21 protein-coding genes are annotated in these 19,739 nt (G+C 38.7%); 3 read left to right on the forward strand and 18 right to left on the reverse strand.

The features are described 5' to 3' along the window. Positions 1-810: 810 nt before the first annotated feature. On the reverse strand, positions 811-2,268 hold the full coding sequence (gene cls, locus BLR27_RS17425) for a cardiolipin synthase (RefSeq protein ID WP_090707041.1): 1,458 nt from the start codon (positions 2,266-2,268) through the stop codon (positions 811-813). A 149-nt stretch (positions 2,269-2,417) separates the two neighbouring features. On the opposite strand from cls, the gene BLR27_RS17430 reads away from it, so the two are divergent. Genes BLR27_RS17430 through BLR27_RS17440 form a run of 3 tightly spaced genes read left to right on the forward strand, consistent with a single transcriptional unit; the run spans position 2,418 to position 5,429 of the window. After that, on the forward strand, positions 2,418-3,491 hold the full coding sequence (locus BLR27_RS17430; protein ID WP_090707043.1) for an efflux RND transporter periplasmic adaptor subunit: 1,074 nt from the start codon (positions 2,418-2,420) through the stop codon (positions 3,489-3,491). 2 nt (positions 3,492-3,493) lie between these two features. Continuing rightward, positions 3,494-4,753, forward strand: coding sequence for an ABC transporter permease (locus tag BLR27_RS17435; RefSeq protein ID WP_090707045.1), 1,260 nt, complete (start codon positions 3,494-3,496; stop codon positions 4,751-4,753). A 1-nt stretch (position 4,754) separates the two neighbouring features. After that, positions 4,755-5,429, forward strand: a complete 675-nt coding sequence (locus BLR27_RS17440) for an ABC transporter ATP-binding protein (protein ID WP_090707047.1) — start codon at positions 4,755-4,757, stop codon at positions 5,427-5,429. Between the two features lie 70 nt (positions 5,430-5,499). Here BLR27_RS17440 and BLR27_RS17445 read toward each other — a convergent pair whose 3' ends face one another. The 17 genes from BLR27_RS17445 to acsA form a co-directional block, all read right to left on the reverse strand. Continuing rightward, positions 5,500-6,351, reverse strand: coding sequence for an ATP cone domain-containing protein (locus BLR27_RS17445; protein ID WP_090707048.1), 852 nt, complete (start codon positions 6,349-6,351; stop codon positions 5,500-5,502). Between the two features lie 133 nt (positions 6,352-6,484). Further along, positions 6,485-6,937, reverse strand: coding sequence for a DinB family protein (locus BLR27_RS17450; RefSeq protein ID WP_090707050.1), 453 nt, complete (start codon positions 6,935-6,937; stop codon positions 6,485-6,487). 60 nt (positions 6,938-6,997) lie between these two features. Beyond that, positions 6,998-7,204 carry a YgaP family membrane protein gene (locus BLR27_RS17455; protein ID WP_090707051.1) on the reverse strand — a complete coding sequence of 69 codons (207 nt, stop codon included), beginning with the start codon at positions 7,202-7,204 and terminating at the stop codon, positions 6,998-7,000. A 222-nt stretch (positions 7,205-7,426) separates the two neighbouring features. Continuing rightward, positions 7,427-8,512, reverse strand: a complete 1,086-nt coding sequence (locus BLR27_RS17460) for a PAS domain-containing sensor histidine kinase (protein ID WP_221406372.1) — start codon at positions 8,510-8,512, stop codon at positions 7,427-7,429. Between the two features lie 317 nt (positions 8,513-8,829). Continuing rightward, positions 8,830-10,107 (reverse strand): voltage-gated chloride channel family protein, encoded by a 1,278-nt coding sequence (locus BLR27_RS17465; protein ID WP_176767743.1) that lies wholly within the window; start codon positions 10,105-10,107, stop codon positions 8,830-8,832. A gap of 128 nt (positions 10,108-10,235) precedes the next feature. Beyond that, a complete protein-coding gene (locus BLR27_RS17470; RefSeq protein WP_090707053.1) occupies positions 10,236-10,385 on the reverse strand; it encodes a DUF2256 domain-containing protein in 150 nt (49 codons plus the stop codon). A 1-nt stretch (position 10,386) separates the two neighbouring features. After that, positions 10,387-10,656 (reverse strand): TIGR03643 family protein, encoded by a 270-nt coding sequence (locus BLR27_RS17475; protein ID WP_090707055.1) that lies wholly within the window; start codon positions 10,654-10,656, stop codon positions 10,387-10,389. After that, complete coding sequence (locus BLR27_RS17480; RefSeq protein ID WP_090707057.1) at positions 10,653-11,126, reverse strand: flavin reductase; 474 nt, start codon at positions 11,124-11,126, stop codon at positions 10,653-10,655. Before BLR27_RS17480 ends, BLR27_RS17475 begins: the two co-directional genes overlap by 4 nt. A 411-nt stretch (positions 11,127-11,537) precedes the next feature. Then, positions 11,538-11,999, reverse strand: a complete 462-nt coding sequence (locus BLR27_RS17485; protein ID WP_090707058.1) for a hypothetical protein — start codon at positions 11,997-11,999, stop codon at positions 11,538-11,540. Between the two features lie 309 nt (positions 12,000-12,308). After that, positions 12,309-12,938 carry an inorganic pyrophosphatase gene (locus tag BLR27_RS17490; RefSeq protein ID WP_090707060.1) on the reverse strand — a complete coding sequence of 210 codons (630 nt, stop codon included), beginning with the start codon at positions 12,936-12,938 and terminating at the stop codon, positions 12,309-12,311. A gap of 78 nt (positions 12,939-13,016) precedes the next feature. Beyond that, complete coding sequence (locus BLR27_RS17495) at positions 13,017-13,262, reverse strand: acyl carrier protein (protein ID WP_090707062.1); 246 nt, start codon at positions 13,260-13,262, stop codon at positions 13,017-13,019. Further along, entirely contained in the window at positions 13,259-14,446 is a 1,188-nt protein-coding gene (locus BLR27_RS17500) for a dihydrolipoamide acetyltransferase family protein (protein ID WP_090707064.1), read from the reverse strand. Before BLR27_RS17500 ends, BLR27_RS17495 begins: the two co-directional genes overlap by 4 nt. Continuing rightward, the gene (locus BLR27_RS17505; protein ID WP_090707066.1) at positions 14,443-15,435 is read right to left on the reverse strand and encodes an alpha-ketoacid dehydrogenase subunit beta; all 993 of its coding nucleotides are present in this window, start codon (positions 15,433-15,435) and stop codon (positions 14,443-14,445) included. Before BLR27_RS17505 ends, BLR27_RS17500 begins: the two co-directional genes overlap by 4 nt. Before the next feature lie 138 nt (positions 15,436-15,573). Then, positions 15,574-15,831: a zinc ribbon domain-containing protein gene (locus BLR27_RS17510; RefSeq protein ID WP_090707068.1), complete on the reverse strand. Its 258-nt coding sequence runs from the start codon at positions 15,829-15,831 to the stop codon at positions 15,574-15,576. A gap of 18 nt (positions 15,832-15,849) precedes the next feature. Next, complete coding sequence (locus BLR27_RS17515) at positions 15,850-16,296, reverse strand: DUF5655 domain-containing protein (RefSeq protein ID WP_090707069.1); 447 nt, start codon at positions 16,294-16,296, stop codon at positions 15,850-15,852. Then, on the reverse strand, positions 16,293-17,279 hold the full coding sequence (pdhA, locus tag BLR27_RS17520; RefSeq protein ID WP_090707071.1) for a pyruvate dehydrogenase (acetyl-transferring) E1 component subunit alpha: 987 nt from the start codon (positions 17,277-17,279) through the stop codon (positions 16,293-16,295). Before pdhA ends, BLR27_RS17515 begins: the two co-directional genes overlap by 4 nt. A 6-nt stretch (positions 17,280-17,285) precedes the next feature. Next, positions 17,286-19,007, reverse strand: a complete 1,722-nt coding sequence (gene acsA / locus BLR27_RS17525; RefSeq protein ID WP_090707073.1) for an acetate--CoA ligase — start codon at positions 19,005-19,007, stop codon at positions 17,286-17,288. Between the last annotated feature and the right edge of the window lie 732 nt (positions 19,008-19,739).

Below are 19,739 nucleotides of genomic sequence, written 5' to 3' on the forward strand. Positions count from 1 at the left end.
AAACAAGTTAGTTCATAGGATATTTGCTGTTGTAAGAAATGGGGCTCCTTATCAACAAAATTATAAAAACCACTTGTTTATGTCATAGAAATCACAGTATCACAAACTAATGTCTGTTTTGTCCTAAAATGGGTTTACATAACAATCCTGCCCTTAATCAACAGATTTCTCCATGCTGTGATTGATACTGGAAACAGAAAATTTGACTCGCATGTCGAAATGACGAGGTTTTATGGGATTACAATATTGGCAGCCTAAATCCTAACCAACTAACCATCCAACCAATTATACAATAATACCACCCCGCCAGCGCTAAAGGCCCCACTCCCCCTGCTCCAATGGAGTCCTTCGGGCCAGCGGTGGACAGCAAGTCGGATAATAAATTTCGTTTAAGAACAGATAATTTAATCTTTAAGCACGATTCTCAGAGGCGCCCAGTGTCCACCGCCGGCGGGGGAATTAAAGGGGGTGGTTCTTGAAAGAAAATCTCGCAAAGACGCGAATGTATGAGATAAAACAAATGCTTATAATTATTCTAAAACTTCTGCGTCTTAGCGACTTTGCGAGCATCCTTTTTGGTAGGTTGAGTATAAGATAAAGCAATTTCATGATTAGAATTCGATTGATAACAGAGACTGCTTCGCTACGCTCGCAATTGAAAAAATGCGAGCGCAAAAAACAAGAGGCGATCTCATAGAACAAGAGTTGGCACGCAAATACGCAAAGACGCAGAGTTGCAATTGTGCACTATGAGGCGAATGCTTACATATCATATGAAACCCTTTGCGTGCCAGCCAGCCTTTGGCAAAATTAAAGTAGTGGCGAAACCAATCTCACGGCATTCTCAATCAATTTCTTATATCGTGGGCGTTTAGTCCATGTAATTAAATCCAATTTGACTGAATCTTTCAGGTCATCAATGAAAATGCTATGAAGTTCATTCGCAATTTGCTTGTCATAAACTATTGCATTTACCTCAAAGTTTAAGTCGAAGCTTCTGATATCCATATTGGAAGTCCCGATCATGGCAATCTTACGATCACAAACCATCGTTTTTGCATGCATAAAACCCTTGGAGTATTGATAGATCTCTATTCCGGCGTTCAGAATCTCAAGGTAATAGGATCTTACTGCATGGTCAATAAAAGAGGAATCAGATTTCAAAGGAACCAATAATTTAATTTTAATGCCGCCTAATGAAGCTACACATAGAGCATCCAGTAAACTTTCATTGGGGATAAAGTAGGGTGTGCTTATTATGATCTCCTCCGTAGCCAGATTGATTGCCTGCAGGATTGAATACAGGATCGCAGGAGTGTGGGAGTCTGGTCCGCTTGATGCGATCTGAACAATTTTATCATCAAGTGCCGGCATTTTAGTGAGTGGCGGGAAGAAGGTTTCATCAGGCTCCAATTTGCTGTCAGCACAAAAATTCCAATCGCACAAAAACAAATGTTGAAGGTTTTGAACTCCCGGTCCGTCAATGCGCAGATGTGTATCTCTCCAAAAAAGTTTTTTTGAATCTTTTGGGTCATTAATATACCTGTCGCTGATGTTTATACCACCAATAAATGCAGTTTTTCCATCAATGACAATGATCTTCCGGTGATTTCTGTAATTCAGCCTGTTAGCGAAAGTGATAAAGCGTATCTTGAAAAATGGGAAGGCTTTAATGCCTTTGGATTGCATTTCCGGTACCAGAGTTTTACGGATCGAACGGCTGCCATAATCATCATAAATAAACCTGATTGTTACTCCTTCATTTGCTTTTTGTACCAGAACCGATTGAATTAATTTTCCGATAGCATCATCTTCATAAATGTAATATTCAAGATGTATATGGTCTTTTGCTTCTTTTAAAGCATTTATTAGTTCAGGGAACTTATTTTCTCCATTGATCAGTAGTTTGACACTGTTTTTCGATGTCAGTGGACTCAGGTTATCTTTTAGAAGAAGATTTGCCAATTCTTCAAAGCTTTTTACAGACTTGTCACTCTCCTCAAAGGTGTTTTTGGAATATTCAAAAATAATATCACGTAATTTATTTGCCTGTTCATCATTCACGATCAATTTTTTGCTGTACATTTTTCTGTTTCTGTAGTTTACTCCGAAAACAAAATAAAATGCCATCCCTAAAAAAGGGACAAACACTGCAAATAAAAGATAGGCGAGGCTTTTTGTGTTATTTCGGGTATCGTAAATGATCCGCAAACAAACAATTGTCAGAATGAAAAGGTATAAAACTTGATAAAGAAGTATCCAATTCATAGTCGTGTTTAAATTCCTCTATGAAGGTAAATTATTTCTTCAACACAAAACAGGATATACTGTATATTGTGTTTAATTCGTTGAAAATGAGACGAAGGTCATATTTTGATCTTTAATTTAGTCTTAGCTTTGAAAAATTTTCTTCATTCATGAACATTAGAATTTTATTTATCCTAATAGTCTTTCTTAATTCCTGTAAGAGTTCAGTTGAAAAGATAAAGCCTGAAATCAAGCCTGTTTCCCAATCAGTCTATGCTTCCGGAATAATAAAGAGCCAGGATCAGTATCAGGCTTATGCCACTGTCAATGGGATCATTGAGCAGCTCTTTGTGACTGAAGGTGATACAGTAAAAAAGGGGCAGGCCATCCTGAGGGTTTCAAATGACGTTCAGCAGTTGAATACTGAAAATGCCCGGCTTGCAGCAAACTTCAATGATATTGCGGCTAACCAGGGAAAGCTGAATGAAGCGGCCTCTGTGATAGATCTGTCAAGGAATAAAATGAAGAATGATTCATTATTGTTTTTCAGACAGAAAAATTTATGGGAACAGCGTGTAGGAACAAAGGTTGAACTCGAACAGCGCGAATTGGCTTATCAGAATTCAAAAAACACCTATAATTCTGCGATCATCAGATATAATGACCTGGAGCGTCAGCTTAGTTTTGCTTCCTCCCAGGCTAAGAAAAATCTTTTTATATCACAAAGCCTGGCTCGTGATTTTACTTTAAAAAGTGAAATGAATGGGATCGTTTATAGCCTGAATAAAAAGAAGGGTGAGTTGGTTAGTCCCCAAACCCCAGTAGCAGTTATAGGCGATGCCGATAATTTTATTTTAGAAATGCAGGTTGATGAATATGATATTCTGATGGTAAAAAATGGTCTGAAGGTATTGGTTAAACTCGATAGTTATAAGGATAAAGTATTTGAAGCTAAAGTAACCCGTATCAATCCGCTGATGGATGAAAGAAGTAAAACTTTCCTTGTTGAAGCAGAGTTTGTTGATCTGCCTGAAAGACTATTCCCGAATATTACGTTTGAAGCAAGTATTCTGGTTCAGTCGAAAACTAAAGCGATGATTATACCCAGAAACTATTTGTTAAATGATTCTATGGTGTTGAAGGTAAATGGTGATACTGTATTGGTAAAAACTGGTTTGAAGGATTATCAGAAGATCGAAATCATCTCTGGAATTACTGAACAAGATGAACTGATTAAGCCTTAGCTATGAATGTTAGATTATTGGTTAGTATTTCAGGATCATTATTGCTGGCGCGATTGAAACAAACGATCGTTGCAGCAGTCGGCGTAACTTTCAGCATTACCATGTTCGTTACCCTTCTCAGCTTTATGTCGGGTTTGAACGATCTGCTGGATGGGCTGATCATTAACCGTACCGCGCATATTCGTTTATACAATGAAATAAAGCCATCTGATCTGCAGCCTGTGAATTTGTCAGAGACCTATAGATCCTATCATAACTTTGTCAGTTCTGTCAAACCCAAAAAAGAGCGTCTTCAAATTTATAATAATGGTGCTATCATGGATTTTTTAAGGACTGATAAACGTATTTCAGGCATAGCACCCAAAATTACCACACAGGTATTTTATAATGTCGGTGCCATTGACCTGACGGGTGTGATAAACGGAATAGATGTGGAGGCCGAGAACAGATTGTTCTTATTTCAGGATTATGTTACTGAAGGGAATTATATAGATCTTAAAAATACACCTAGCAGCATTATTTTAGGCAAGGGTTTAGCAGAAAAGATGCTGGCTGATATTGGGGATATTATCCAGGTTACCACAGCTAAAGGAGAAAGAATGCAGCTGAAGGTGGTTGGCTATTTCCAATCCGGATTACAGGATATCGATAACGCACAAAGTTATGCATCCATTAATACCACACAAAAACTTTTGGGTGAGTCGGGGACCTATATAACTGATATCCAGATCAAGCTGAAGGATATTACTTTGGCGCCGGATATTGCTAAAGAGTACCAGAAATTATTTGATCTGGAGGCTATTGATATTCAAACCGCTAATTCTCAATTTGAAACCGGAAGTTCAGTACGAACATTGATCTCTTACTCGGTTGGTATTACCTTACTGATCGTTGCAGGATTTGGTATATACAATATTCTGAATATGATGATCTATGAGAAAATGGACTCGATCGCTATTTTGAAAGCTACCGGATTCTCAGGAAGGGATGTGAACCGTATCTTTATTGGAATTGCCTTAACCATTGGTGTTTTAGGGGGGATTTTAGGATTGATCCTGGGATTCGGACTTTCAGTGGCCATTGACCAGATTCCGTTCAATACTGCGGCTTTGCCCACTATCAAAACCTATCCGATCAATTATAATCCTCGTTTTTATGTAATTGGTGCAGTTTTCTCAATTGTCACAACTTATTTTGCAGGATTTTTCCCTTCGCGTAAAGCGAGTAAAATAGATCCGGTAATAATAATCAGGGGGAAATAGGATGGATCAAATAATACTGGAAGCCAAAGCCGTTTCAAAATATTTTCACGATCCGGTTACTGTGCAAGTTCTCACTGACATTAATTTCTCCATAAACAGGGGCGATTTCGTTTCTGTGATCGGTAAATCCGGCTGCGGAAAATCAACTTTGCTTTATATCCTTTCAACAATGGATACCGACTATACCGGAGACATCCTGATCGATGGTGAAAGTATGAGAAATAAAAGGGAAGTTGAGCTGGCAAGGGTAAGAAATGAAAAGATTGGGTTTGTTTTTCAATTTCACTACCTGCTGAATGAATTTTCGGTTCTTAAAAATGTGATGCTGCCGGGCCTAAAACTTGGAAAATACTCTGAAAAGGAGGTTGAGCACCGGGCTTATGAAAAATTAAAGATACTGGGCATTGAAAGCGAGGCACTCAAAAAACCAAATCAGGTTTCAGGAGGACAGAAACAGCGGGTAGCAATAGCACGTGCTCTGATCAATGATCCTTTAATTATTATGGGAGATGAGCCTACCGGGAATCTTGACAAAAAAAATTCTGAGATCGTTTTTGATATTTTTAAGGAGCTTGCAGATGTTTACAATCAGTCTTTATTGATCGTAACTCATGATAATGAATTTGCTTTGCGAACAGACCGGATAATTGAAATGGAAGACGGCAGGATACTATAATTTTCACTGAATGGTTGTTGGATGGCAAACAAAATATTTCTAATCTTCGTTTTTGGATAATAAGCAGATGTTAATCATCTCTGCTTTCACAGATTGATTTGACTTCCTCCATTATTTTTCTGATCCGAATCTCCGAAATATTAATGTCGTGCAGTTTTTTTTCTTTTGTTACCAGATCCCTGCATAATACAATGCCATCCGCAAGTAGTTGATCCTTTTCTAGTTTAGTCATGGTCAGCAAACTAGTAATAGGGTGTAATCCTGATTGGTCAATGAGCATTTTAAGGCTCTTGTTAAGAGGGTAATCCCAGCTTAGCATAAACATTCCCATGCAGTTTCCATACTGAAGTGCATCGCTAGAAAATCGGGTATTGGTCACTAATCCTCCAAGGTAAGTTTTACCACCCTGAACGTGTTTTTCTTTTAATCTGGTCTCCACATCCTTGAATCTGGAATGAATGTATAAGGGTACTTTGATATCGCAAAACCTCCGCTGATCACTGTGGAACTTACATTCTATTATCAAATGACGGCCTTCCTTTTCAGCAATAATATCAATTTCGTGGGATACACAATGTCCTTGTACGATAGTCCCGACCTCAGTAGTATAATTTTTAAATTTTAATAATTCAGCTATGTATTTTTCAAATGGGAAGCCACTCGGACCTAATTCAAGAATAGCACTTTTAAGTTTATATCTTGATGCCGAGAAGGAGGAATGTTTTTTGAGATAGGAAAAGGCAAGCTTATAGATAGCTTTAGTAGGCATGGAATCATAAAGCTGAGTTTTTACTTTCGCAATAACCTCATTTATAATAGTTTCATCAGCTCTGGAACGTCTTAACGATCGTTTTAATTTTTCCTCATCGAAAAGAACCTGGTCGCCAGACATTTTCGTCACACGAATAACTTTGTTTGTCATCTGATTTTATCGATAGGCATTTAGCTTTTTGTTAAGCAGTGTCCCTGATATGTTGAAATCACGAACCAGCATTTGGTACTAGCCTTAACCTTTAGACTTTCCTCTTTAGGCTTTAAGCTTCATGCTTCCTCTTTTATTTCCCGTATTTTAGAATAATAGCCAATTGACCAGCATGATAAGCTGTATGGGTAATAATACGGCCTAATGCTTCTGCTTTAGTTTTTGTGCCAAATTCTTTGGTAATTACACTCTCTTGCCAATCCTTATCATCCTGAGATGAAATAGCTTCTTTTAAGGTATCATGGGCTTTTTGAGTATAGGAGAGTAGTTCTTCCAGGTTCGTCCACTCACCACTGTCTTTCTGGTCAATCACAGTTTTTGCATGTACTTGCACACCTTCATGTTTAAATACATTTTTTGCAAATAATAATTCTACATCTCCAATATGTCTGATCAAAAAGCCCGCAGAATTGGGCGAAGGAGATAGGGTTTTGATTAATTCATCTTCTTTAATATCGGTCAGTAGTTTAGTAAAACGAGTTCGGCCTTCTTCCCAGAGACTGATAAGATGTTGATATGAATGCATAGTAGCGGCTTTGAAATTCCGGCTTTATTTATTTTCTTAAAACCGGCGTTCAACATGTTGTTAATTCTTCTTTGGGCGGGTTGAGATTCCGAATGGAAGGTATAATGGGCAAAAACTAATTAAGCTCGTCAGAATAAATACACCTGCAAGAACTAAAAGTATGATGGCAGCTGTGCCTGAAATTTGGTTGGTAAAATATAGAACTGCGATTATAACTGCGGCAAGAATGCGGATTATCTTGTCGGTACTACCCATGTTTGATTTCATAATCTTTGTTTTTTTTATTTAATAATTAAATATAACATTTTTTAAATCATAAATCATATGAGCCTAATTATCAATACTTAAAATGCCATATGAATAATATTATAAGCGCTATGAATAAGAAAAAAAGCCAATAAATAAAGAAATGCTCAATTTGAATTTTATGGTGATCCGAGAATTTTAATTCAATACTGAAGATGATCCAAACCTATCGGTTTTCTCTATTTAATCTTTGAAAAAGATAGTAAAGGTAGATCCTTCATTCACCTTACTATCGAGTGTTATCCGGCCACCGAGATTATTTACGTGGTTGTAAACCAGATATAATCCAATGCCTTTACTATCGCTGGCATCATGAAAAGTTTGGTTCAGCCCAAAAATCTTTCCTTTGAATTTTTCTAAATCAAAGCCCAAACCATTGTCAGAAAAAACCAGCTGATTAATGCCGTTTATCCGGTTTGAAGTAATGGTAATTTCAGGGGATAGGCCCGGTTGTGCATATTTAATGGAATTCGTAATTAAATTGAGAAATATGCTCTCAAGGTAGGCTTTGTTGAATTTTATTGTCTCCAATGCAGTAAATTCTGCTTTGATGGTAACATTTGAATTAATAATAAATGACTTTATGGGTGTTAAAACCCTGTTAAGAATTTCATTAAGGTTAATTTCTTCAATCTCTATATTAATTTGATCCTTTTTGATTAGCTGATCAACTGAATTATCTACTGCCTTCCTTAAATTTTCAGCAGCCATTTTTATGAATTCCAGGTATTTCAGGTTTTCGGGATCTGTGATCTTTGAGTAGTCAATCATTTCCAATAATGAAACTAAATTGCCAACGGGAGATCTAAGGTCATGGGAGGTGGTATAACTTAGTTGTTTTAAGTCATTATTGACCTTTGTTAGATTTGCTAATTGATTATTGCGCTTCTCTTCAAGAATTTTCTTATAAGTTATATTTTTTGCAATAGCATAGATCAATTTCTCTTCTTTGAAGGCCAATGAAGTCCAGGATAACCAAACTATGTTTCCTTCTGATGTAATATAGCGATTTTCAAAATTCAATAAAGGGCCACTGGATCTGGCTATCTGTTGAGAAGAAATTGTTGAATCTCTATCATCAGGATGAACCATCTCAATAATTGGTTTGGTCATGAGTTCCTGAATGGAATAGCCTAATAGGTTAGCTACAGCTGGATTGATTTTCTTTAAATAGCCGTCAAAGCCGGCAATGCAGAGAAGATCAGGCGATAGTTCGAAAAAATGTTCGAATTTATAGCCATGACCAGTGCTCATAGCTTGTTCTTCCATATTTCACATCGGTAAATGCTCTTGCAAATTAAGAAAATACTCTGGTGATTTTGAAATCATTTATATTATTTCATAAGAACTACCATTTGGAAGTTCTTATGAAAACTAAAATATCAGTACCAATTGTAACCACGGTCGGAATGTTTTTGCGATCAATTCTTTTTAAATTTCGCTGCAGGGGAAAGGCAATACGGTATAAAAATCCGGGTAAACCTATAGCATTTTTAAGTCCACAATTAAATGAAAAGTGGTTGTGCCCTAAGCTGGGTCTTATATTTTATCGGTTGGAGAATACATCCCCAGGGTTCTGTAACTGTTTAAGTTTGTCTGCCAGGCTTTAATCGCCTGTAAATAGCCTGTTTCGGGCCACTCCGGATCTGAGAAGTATAAATTCCGGTATGACCGGAAAAAAAGTATGAAACTACACAGGCTATTCCAATAAAAATGGCACTTTCCATACCAAATAATTCAATACCCATCAGGGTACAGGCGATAGGGGTATTGGTAGCTCCTGAAAATACTGCTGCAAAACCCATCCCTGCCAGTAAGGCTACAGGTAATGGTACAAACCATACTAATGCATTTCCAAGTGTTGCTCCAATAAAGAAAAGAGGCGTGACCTCTCCTCCTTTAAAACCAGCGCCAATGGTAAATGATGTAAAGAGGATCTTTAACAGAAAGTCATAAGAGTTCAGATCATCACTGAAAGCACTTACAATAACCGGAATTCCTAATCCGATATATTGTGTATTTCCGATCAGGTAAATAGCAAGGGCAATAAAAATTCCACCTATCATTGGCCTGAATGGAGCATATTTGATCATTGATTTAAACAGGTTGGTCCAGAAATGCATGGATTTGGAGAAAAACCAGGATGTTAATCCGAAAATAATACCTGCAAATACAGCCCAAAGGAGATTTATTGCACCGGGATCCGGTACCGTAGGAATACTATATTGAGTGTGTGAAACATTCCAGGCAGTGCAAGTAAAATCAGCAATGAACGCTGCGATCAGGCCAGGTATTATGGCTTCTGTTCTTATTTTGCCTAAAACCATTACTTCTAATGCAAATACAGCCCCGGCCAGGGGAGTTCCAAAAACGGCGGAAAAACCTGCACTGATGCCTATAATCAGAATGATCTTTCGATCATTTTCATTTAAACTGAACAATTTGCTGAACTGATCTGAAATGGCAGCCCCCATTTGAACCGCGGTACCTTCACGGCCTGCAGAGCCCCCGAAAAGATGAGTTATAATGGTTCCAAAAAGCACAAGAGGCGCCATTTTGAATGGAATAAGTTTTTGCGGGCTATGGAATTCCTCCAGTAATAAATTGTTCCCTTTTACAACCTCTGTTCCCCAATAATGGTAGACCAGGCCAATGACCAGTCCGGCTACTGGTAAAAAAGCAATTATCCAGATGTGATTCTCACGCCAGTCTGTTGCCCAATCTAAAGAAATTAAAAAGAATGCTGATGCAGTTCCTGCCAGAATTCCAATAACTGCAGAAAGGAATAGCCATTTTATTAAATAGATTAAAACAGGAATTTGTTTTGCTTTACTTATAATCGATCCAATATCAGATTTATTCATTTTAAAGGATAGCTGTATTCTTAGTGAATTTTGTCCAACCCGGGGAGTGGTATAATGGAAACATGATGGTTCCAATTTATAAATATTTTTGGAATAAGCAGGTGTGGTACCTATTCAACCAGATAAACTTATTCGTTCATTTGCTTTAACATTCTGCATTTATCGCTGCAGTATTTCACATCCTGCCAAACCTTAGCCCATTTTTTTCTCCAGCTAAATGGTCTTTCACAAACAATACAAATTTTAACAGGCAGATTTTCCTTTTTTACTGTTTTCATCTCAGCGTTTGCTGATCTTGTTCATACTTATACTGCGTTGCAGCGTACATTTAAATCTGTTGATCTCATCTGTTCGTTTATGCAGATGCTTTTGACTCACGCCACTGTTAACACGTTTGCGCCATAAGTTAAAACTGTTTCTTTTCAATTCTTTTCTCATGAGAGAAATTACATCAGCTTCAGTAAAGCCGAATTGAACTTTTATTGCTTCAAATGGTGTCCTGTCTTCCCATGCCATTTCAATGATACGGTCTGTTTCTGCTTCGGTCATGCCCTTATTATCTTTTTAATTCTTAAGATCTCCGAAGTTAAAACTTCCGGATGATAGGTCTTATATTTTTCTGCTCTGAAAGTAAATAAAACATGATCACCCGTTTGTTTAAAATCAATTTTTTCCAGCAAAATTCGGGCTGATGTGTTTTTTAAAACCTGAAAACCATTCCAGCTTTCCAATAAATTATTTTTCTCCAGATACTGTTGTTTGTTGAAAGTCAGTCCTGATCTCTGACCTAAATTTCTGACCAGATTAAATTGCACAGGATGAAGGAATTGTAGTATCGCCCGACCTGTTTGAAACATATTTTCCAATGTTTTAGTTTCGTTATAAATAGCTATCGCATAGATTTTGGGTTCCATGCTTATTGCACTCACGTAGGTGCAGATATTCATATTTACTTTGCCCTCAAAATAAGTTGCCAGGCTGTAAACGGGACTGTCAATAATGTTCCAGGGTCTTTTCATGGTTTGAAATTCTGTAGTCCTTTATAACGCATCAAAATAGATTAGATTTCTGTTTTTGACATCTTCAAATTCCTTCAAGTCAAAATTATAGCTATTTATTGGAATTAATAATAGCTTCCTAGTAATCTGTGCTATCGGATAAAAAGGTATGAGAATTGGTTTAGTCCTGGTCATTTGGTCCTTCTGCAGGTTAGGACAGGCACGTTTTTTTTATAAAGATTTTATGTAATAGGAGTGATTGAATCGAGCATGAACTAACCTGTTATGCTTCCATAAAAACATATACTTGTTAACTCTGAACCTTGTTTTTAATTGATAAGTTGGAATTATTTAGTAGAATATGTTCTATTCAAATTTCAATCTGATACCTGAATGTGGCGAATAAGAAGTATTCATAATAGCCAATTGCATTTATTTTACTTCAAAATCGAGTTGAAGGCCCTTTTTAAAAGCAGTTTTATCTTTCCTGTTTCCAATTGCTAATCCTATCAAAATACCAGGGGCAAATCCCAGGCCTAAAAGCCCGAGATTTTTACTTGCAATTCCAATCGCCACACCAATTGGTATACCAAAGGCTGATAAGCCTAATGCCATCCATAGATTGCGAAAATGGTGAGCGGGTACAAAGTTTAATTCTTTTTCCAGCAATTTCAATATGAACCCCCGGTTTGATTTTATTTTCTTGATCAGATGGTCCTCATAAATTGAAGCACTGTTGAGCTTTTCAATTTCCTGATTAATTTTGTCACTGATCGAAGGAGGTATTTCTTTTTTATTTAATGCATTGATCAAATTTTGCAAAATAAGTAGCTCCTTTGTTAGTTTTTCATTAAAGTCACTACTTAAATCCAATTCCAGATTCTTTATGTTCATATGAATTGCATTTATCTAATTGTTGATCAGGTCTTTATATAGGATTCGCTCCGGTAATATCCCATATTGTGAGACTTTATCAGGTAAATCTGATATAATTTTTTGTTAAAAATATTAACCTAAAATAAATATTTTTATTGAATATAAAATGATAATTTGTTGATGTATCAATAAATCTGTCATGTAATTAATTTATTTAAACACTGGGAAAAAATAATATTTATGGAAGAATATCTTGGAATGGTTAAACACTTCTTTTTAAATTTCTAGGTTATTGGATAAATTATTAATTCGCATTTTGTGCATGCCCTAATTTTTTTTCTTTGCTGATCTAAATTGTTGCTTATAATCACTGATGCACTTTTTTATAACCTCATGAGCCTCTTTCTTCCCAAAAATATTCACAATTTCTATAATTGGCATTTCTGCTCCCGGAAGGTTTTTGTAGGTAAGGAAATAATGCTTTATCCGGTTAAGTAATCCTTCCGGCAGCTGTTCTATATCCGACCAAGAAGAATATACTTCATCGCCCCTGAGCACAGCAATTATTTTATCATCTGCCTCACCCTTGTCAATCAATCGAATGCCTCCAATTGGAATTGCACGAAGAAGAATATCACCACCAGATATTGTGCGCTCACAAAGCACACAAATATCCAATGGATCACCATCTCCCTTTCCGATGGGTCTTTTTGATTTCTTAGCGTCATATTCGGCAATCAGGTCACCGCAATAAGTTTGTGGTATAAAGCCATAGAGAGTGGGAGTGACATTTGAAAATTTCTGAGGCCTGTCAATGATCAGGAAACCACTTTTTTTATCAATTTCAAATTTTACCGTATCTGTGGGGACCACCTCAACATACACAGTTACCTCAACGGGCGCATTTGGTCCCGGTTCAATGCCATGCCATGGATGTGCTTTGAATTTGCTTATCATCACGATCCTATTTTAAATGATTACCTCGGTTTCACTAGTTTTATTCCATGTACATTATCCTTTTTAATATCAGGATGCTCATTTCGGCTTGTTTATCAAATAATCGGTCAATGAGTTGAGGCTTGTAATTTTTCCATAATCCTGCTCCGGAATTTCAATCTTTAATTTTTCATCCAGTGCAATAATGAATTGCAGGAAGTCATAGGAGTCTATACCAAGGGCTTCCCTGATATTTTCTGTTGGGGATAGTTCTGAAGGTTCTGTTTCCGGAGCAATTTTCTTCAGCAATTGGAAAATATTTTTTTCTAGTTCTTCCTTAATCATAGTGCCTCCGGATTTTGTAAATGATTGTTTAATGTGACCAAAAAACGACTGCCGCTCAATCCGTCGCTTGCGCGATGGTCGCCTGCAAGGCTAACGCGTACCATCGGACGAACTCCCAGTAAACCATTTTCTGCAAATGCTTGCTCTGAAATGCTTCCGAACCCGATTATGGCAACCTGAGGAGGGTAAATGATGCCATAAACCAGATCAGCTCCTCCATCTCCAATGCTGGTAATGGTGACGGTTGAATCGCTTAATTCAGAGCTGCGTAACCTTAATGCTCTGGCTCTTGGGATAATATCATTCAGGTTTTCCATTATTTCATCCACAGACTTCAGGTCGGCAGCATGAATAGCCGGAACGATGATACCACCATTACGTAATGAAACCACAAAGCCAATATTGATTTCAGTTTTAAGCTGCAGATCTGTATCCCAGATAGCATTCAATTCTGGTACCTGCTTTAGTGAGGAGGCTACTGCTTTTATCAGCAGGGCAACAGGCAGTAATCGTTTCTGAACAGGAAGTACTTTATTCTTTTCATGCATCCATGCAAGCGCTTTTTCCAGGTCGATTTTCTTTTCCAGAAAATAATGCGGGATCTCACGATTGGACCTGCTCATGGCTGCGGCAACAGCAGAACGTAACGTATTACTAATGTTTTGTTCTTTGATAGGTTCAGCTACTATGCTTGATCTTTCTTTTTCCTGTACTAATTTCCCTTGTTCAATAGCACCTTCAATATCCTTCCTTGTTATGGCTCCGTTTTCTCCGCTTCCCATTATCTGTGAAAGGTCAATATTATTTTCAGCAGCAATTTTTTTTGCCAGCGGAGATGCTTTGACCTGTATATGTTCAGTAACGAAAGGGGGTATTGCCTTTTCTTCAGTAGGCTGAATTACAGGCTCTTCTGCAACTACAGGTATTGCCTTTTGTGGTTCAATTGTCTTTTCAGGATTGATCAGGGCCATTAAAGTTCCCACCGGGACCTTAGTATCCTCAGCAATCATTAGTTTTTCGATAGTGCCTTCATCAAATACCTCAATATCGATCAGGCCTTTTTGTGTTTCAACCGTGGCAATAATATCTCCACGTTTGACCTGATCGCCTGGTTTTTTAAGCCACTCGACGAGGGTGCCATCTGCCATATCAGCGCCCAGGCTTGGCATTACAAATTCAATCATGGATTCAGGATTTTTTGAACTTCATTAACAATATCTTTTTTCTGTGGGATAGAAGAATCTTCCAGATGTGCAGGATAGGGTATAGGCACCTCAATACCGCAAAGTCTTTTGACAGGGGCATCCAATTCGTAAAATACTTTTTCAGAGATACGGGCACTTATTTCGGAAGAAATACTCACCGATCGCCACGCATCTTCCACGATCAATGCCCGGTGGGTTTTGGATACAGACGCTAAAAATGTGGCTTCATCCAAAGGGCGAAGAACCCGCAGGTCAATAACTTCAGCATCGATACCCATTGAGGCTAATTCCTCTGCAGCTTCCATGCTTTTATAAACTCCTGTTCCATAAGTTATTATGGAAATGTCCTTTCCTTCTCTTCTGATCTTTGCTTTGGAAATATCAACTCCGGCAGGATTATTCAGGACCTCATTTTCCATGTTCAGCATAGAGGTGTACTCAAAAATGATAACCGGATCAGGGCTTTTCATGGCTGCAGGCAATAGATATCTTGCGTCTTCATGGGTACCTGCTGATAAGACGATAAGTCCGGGTATATGCGCATAGAACGACTCCCAGCTATGTGAATGTTGTGCCGCAAGCTGGCGTCCGATTCCGCACCCCATTCTGATCACCACAGGTACATTGATCTGTCCTCCCGACATATGCGATAGGGTAGCGGCATTGTTTACGATCTGATCCATTGCCAGCAGACTGAAGTTAACGGTCATTATTTCAACAACAGGCTTCATTCCGGCTATTGCCGCCCCAATACCAGCACCAACAAAACCCGACTCCGAAAGCGGTACATCCATGATCCGCCCTTCACCAAACTCCTGAAGTAAACCTTTACTGACCGCAAATGCACCTCCATAATGACCCACATCTTCGCCCATGAGGAAAACACGGTCATCATTCCTCAATACTTCTCTGATGCCCTGCTTTAGAGCTTCCCTGTAGCTTATTTTTATCTTGTTCTCTATCACCATGTTCTGATCTTATTTATTTTTGATCATAATGATTCAGTTTTAACGATAGAATCGCCCTGCCGGCCAGGCAGATTTATTGGCTTTTGAGACCAATTAAATTAAACCGAAAGCGTGTAAAAACGCCCAAACTGATAAGGATCAGATTTTCCACCTGCTTAACTTTGGAATCTTATTGATGGATGCCTCGATCAGCTTTAGAGGTAAGTTCATCTTTTCCATTTGTGTTTCAACAACAGATATCATCTGTCCCAATGACATGCCTGGTTCTTTAAATGCGCCATTTTCATAACAATACATGCAATATTCACTGCTTTTTGAACCATCTATTTCACTGCCTTTTACATGATCTATCTCTATTGGCATGCTGCAACTCTGACATAAATTTTTGTTTTCCATATCGAATTTGTTTAATATTTATACCTGGCTGATAATTTTTTTCTCTTTTAATTCATGCGCTTCTTTTATCCAATTCACTAGTTCATTGTCGATCTCTTCCTCGTTTGTGATTTCTAAAAGGTACAGGAAGCGGTGTTCTGATAATTTAATGGCCTTAACAAAACGTTTATTCTTGAGCTCCTGACTTAAACTGAAATCTATCTGCAATTTATGTTTGAGTATTTTCACGGCTACAAAAGTACTTGTACTAACAAAGTGTATACAACATTCAAGCGATTCAACTTTATAGAAGCCAAGCACCTTCTTTATTTTTTCGTATAGGTTTTCATATATAATTCTGCTTGCATCCTTTCCTTTAAAGTGCAGTTCCAATGGATAAGTTTTACAGGAATGTGCCTGATTGGGCCGTTCAAATTGGCGCCCGCATTTCGGACATTTCCATAAGCTGATCTTTGATTTTCTCATTTTGATGGATCGCTGTAAACAAAATGGGTTAGTTCTTCTATGGGTTCAAGCGTTCCGGCTTCTGCATAATCGACGGCTTGCTGAACTTCCGATTCAATGCGCGCCTCCAGTACTTTTATATCATTTTCCGTAATTAACCGTTGATCAGACAGATACTTTTCAAATGCGGGAATGGGGTCGCGTTTCTTCCATTCTTCCACTTCAGTTTTTTCGCGGTATAATTCAGCGTCGAACATGGAATGAGCACGAAAACGAAAGGTATTACAAACCAGTAAATAGGGTTTTCCAGTTTTACGGATCAATTCTGTGGCTTCATTCGCAGCATCCAATACTGCAAGCAGGTCCATTCCATCAACCGCTTTAGATTCAATGCCATAGGCTATCCCTTTTTTTTCCAGTTCCTGCATTGAATGGGTATAACGGATGGCGGTACCCATAGCATAAAGATTGTTTTCACATACAAATAATACCGGCACATTCCAAAGTGCAGCAAGGTTCAGCGACTCATGAAATTCGCCTTCAGCGGCTGCTCCTTCGCCAAAGAAACAACAGCTGATCTGGTTTTTTTGTTGTTTTTTATAGGCAAGTGCCATTCCAACCGACATTGGAAGGTGCCCCGATACAATGGCATTGCCACCATAGAAATTTTTAGACCTATCGAACAGATGCATCGATCCGCCTCTTCCCATACTGCATCCTTCCCGTTTTCCATACATTTCTGCCATGATTGCTGAGGGACTTATCCCTCGGGCCAGTGCATGCCCATGTTCACGATACGTACTTAATATAACATCATCGGGACTTAAGGCCTGAATAACTCCAACTGCTACAGCTTCTTCACCAATGTATAAATGCAGGAATCCCCTGATCCTGGCTTTGGTATATTGCTCTGCTGCTTTTTCCTCAAACCTTCTGATCAGTTTCATCTGATAAAGGAAATGAAGACCTGACTCCGTCTTTATTTTTATTGCTGTTTGCTCCATGATCGTTCAATTTGTTTCGAGCGTAGAAAGATCTCCTTCAGGCAATCCGAGTTCGCGTGCTTTTAACAGCCTTCTTAAAATTTTTCCGCTGCGTGTTTTGGGAATGCTTTCCACAAATTCAATTTCTTTTGGCGCAACCGCCGGTCCCAGTTCTTTTCTGGCAAACCCGGTAATGTCCAGCATCAGTTCTTCTCCGGCTTCATTCCCCGGTTTCAGAACCACAAATGCTTTTACCAATTCACCAATAGCTGGTTCGGGTTTACCGATCACTGCAGCTTCTGCCACAGCGGGATGCCTCATTAAGGTACTCTCAACCTCAAAGGGCCCAACCATATGCCCGGAGGTTTTGATTATATCATCGGCACGGCCAATAAACCAGAAATATCCGTCAGCGTCCTTTTTGGCCAGATCACCGCTGATATACCAGTCGCCTATAAAACATTTATTAAATCGTTCCTCCTCATGAAGATAGGCTCTAAAAAGTGATGGGAAGCCCTTTTTTAAGACCAGATGTCCCTGGATATTGGGCTCTGTGATAAGTGTTAGTACCTGATCTCTGATCTCTGCAATGCCAGTTTCAATACCTGGCAATGGTTTACCCATCGAGCCGGGCTTTACCTTCATGGAAGAATAATTAGCGATCATGATGCCGCCGGTTTCTGTTTGCCACCAATTATCAAGAATCGGCATCCCGAATTTTTCTTTACCCCATAATACGCCCTCTGCATGCAATGGTTCGCCAACACTCAGAATTAAGCGCAGATGCTCCAAATGATATTCTTCCCTGGGATTGATTTCCATTCGCATTAAGCGCCTGATGGCTGTCGGGGCGGTATACCAGATGCTGACCTGATGTTCTTCGAGTATCGAATACCATCTGAGGGCATCAAACTCCTCCTCATCCACAATACAGGTTACACCATTAACCAATGGCGAAATGATTCCATAGGAAGTGCCCGTTACCCAACCCGGATCTGCCGTGCACCAGAAAATGTCGCCTTCATGAAAATCCAATACGTATTTGCCTGTAATATAATGGGTTAGTACTGCCTGGTGTACATGTAAAACCCCTTTGGGCATGCCCGTTGTTCCGCTGGTAAAATGTAGTAAAGCGGCATCCTCTGCTTTGGTTTCCTGAATCTGGTATTCCTCCGAAGCTTTTTCCATGAGTTTGGAGAATGACAGGATCTTATCGGAAATATGTTCGGTAATATCCGTTAGTATCACATAATGCAGTGAGGGTAGCCGATCTAATAATTTGGATACCTTCTTCTCAAACAAAGCTGAACTTGTCACCAGGATCGATGCATCGCCACGGCTAAGTCTTTGGTAGATGGGTTCAGGGCCAAAAACGGAAAACAAAGGACAAAAAACAGCCCTGTGTTTTAAAGTGCCAAGAGCAGTGATATATAATTCTGGAATTCTGCCTGCGAATGAGAAAATGCGTGCCTCTTTTTTTATGCCCAGGTTCTGAAGCACATTGGCAAATTTTGAGGTTTGGGTTTTTAGCTCAGCATATGTGAAATCCTGAAAGCTTCTGTCTTTACGGATGCAACGGAGAGCAAGGGTGTCTTTCAGGGTACCCATAGCATGGCGATCCACAGCTTCATATGCGATGTTCATGCCAGGTAAGCCACTAAGCTCGCTGGCGATAGAATCCCAGGAAAAAGTTCCTCTGACCTTTTCATAATCTTCCAGGTTATGCCTTATTGTGGTAGTAGGATCCATATTCTCCCTGTTTAGACAAGAATTTATTCACTCTGGTCGGTGTTCTCACCGATTAGCCCCCTCAGCTTAAAGATGCGCCGTTATGGAGGGTTTACATTTGGTCGGTGTTTTTCACCGATCAGTCCTCTCAGCTTAAAGATTTCCCCTTCTATAGTCCTTTAAATTTACATCATTTTTATGGTACGGTGAAAACACCGACCAGAGGGAAATTTAAGCAATGAACATCTGGATTATATGCTTCCAAGGGTTCATGGGAACATTTTTATCACCCGAAGTATTTGTATAACAATGTTGTTTGGAAAAAGTTTCCCTTTGGCCGGTGTTGTCTGATCAGCCCCTTCAGTTCCCTCTGGGTGTTCGAAATTCATATTGTTTTTGTGGTACGGAAAACGCCTGCCAAAAGAAAATAATGGTCTCGCAAAGACGCAGAGACGCGATTATAATACGGAAAAAGAGTGATCATAAATAATCTGAAAATCATTGCGTCTTAGCATTTCTGCGAGCCTTCCAATCGGCAGGCCAGGAGGTAGCCTTAGCTAAAAGTTCACCTCTGCAGTCGTTTAATATTTATATCGTTTGTATGGTACGGTGATTTCTATGACATAAACAAGTGGTTTTTATAATTTTGTTGATAAGTAGCCCCATTTCTTACAACAGCAAATATCCTATGAACTAACTTGTTTCTGATAGCATTTAAGATTAGCATTTTATTTTTTCCGGAAGCGACTTTAC

The sequence above is a fragment of the Daejeonella rubra genome (assembly GCF_900103545.1).
Taxonomy (GTDB): domain Bacteria; phylum Bacteroidota; class Bacteroidia; order Sphingobacteriales; family Sphingobacteriaceae; genus Daejeonella; species Daejeonella rubra.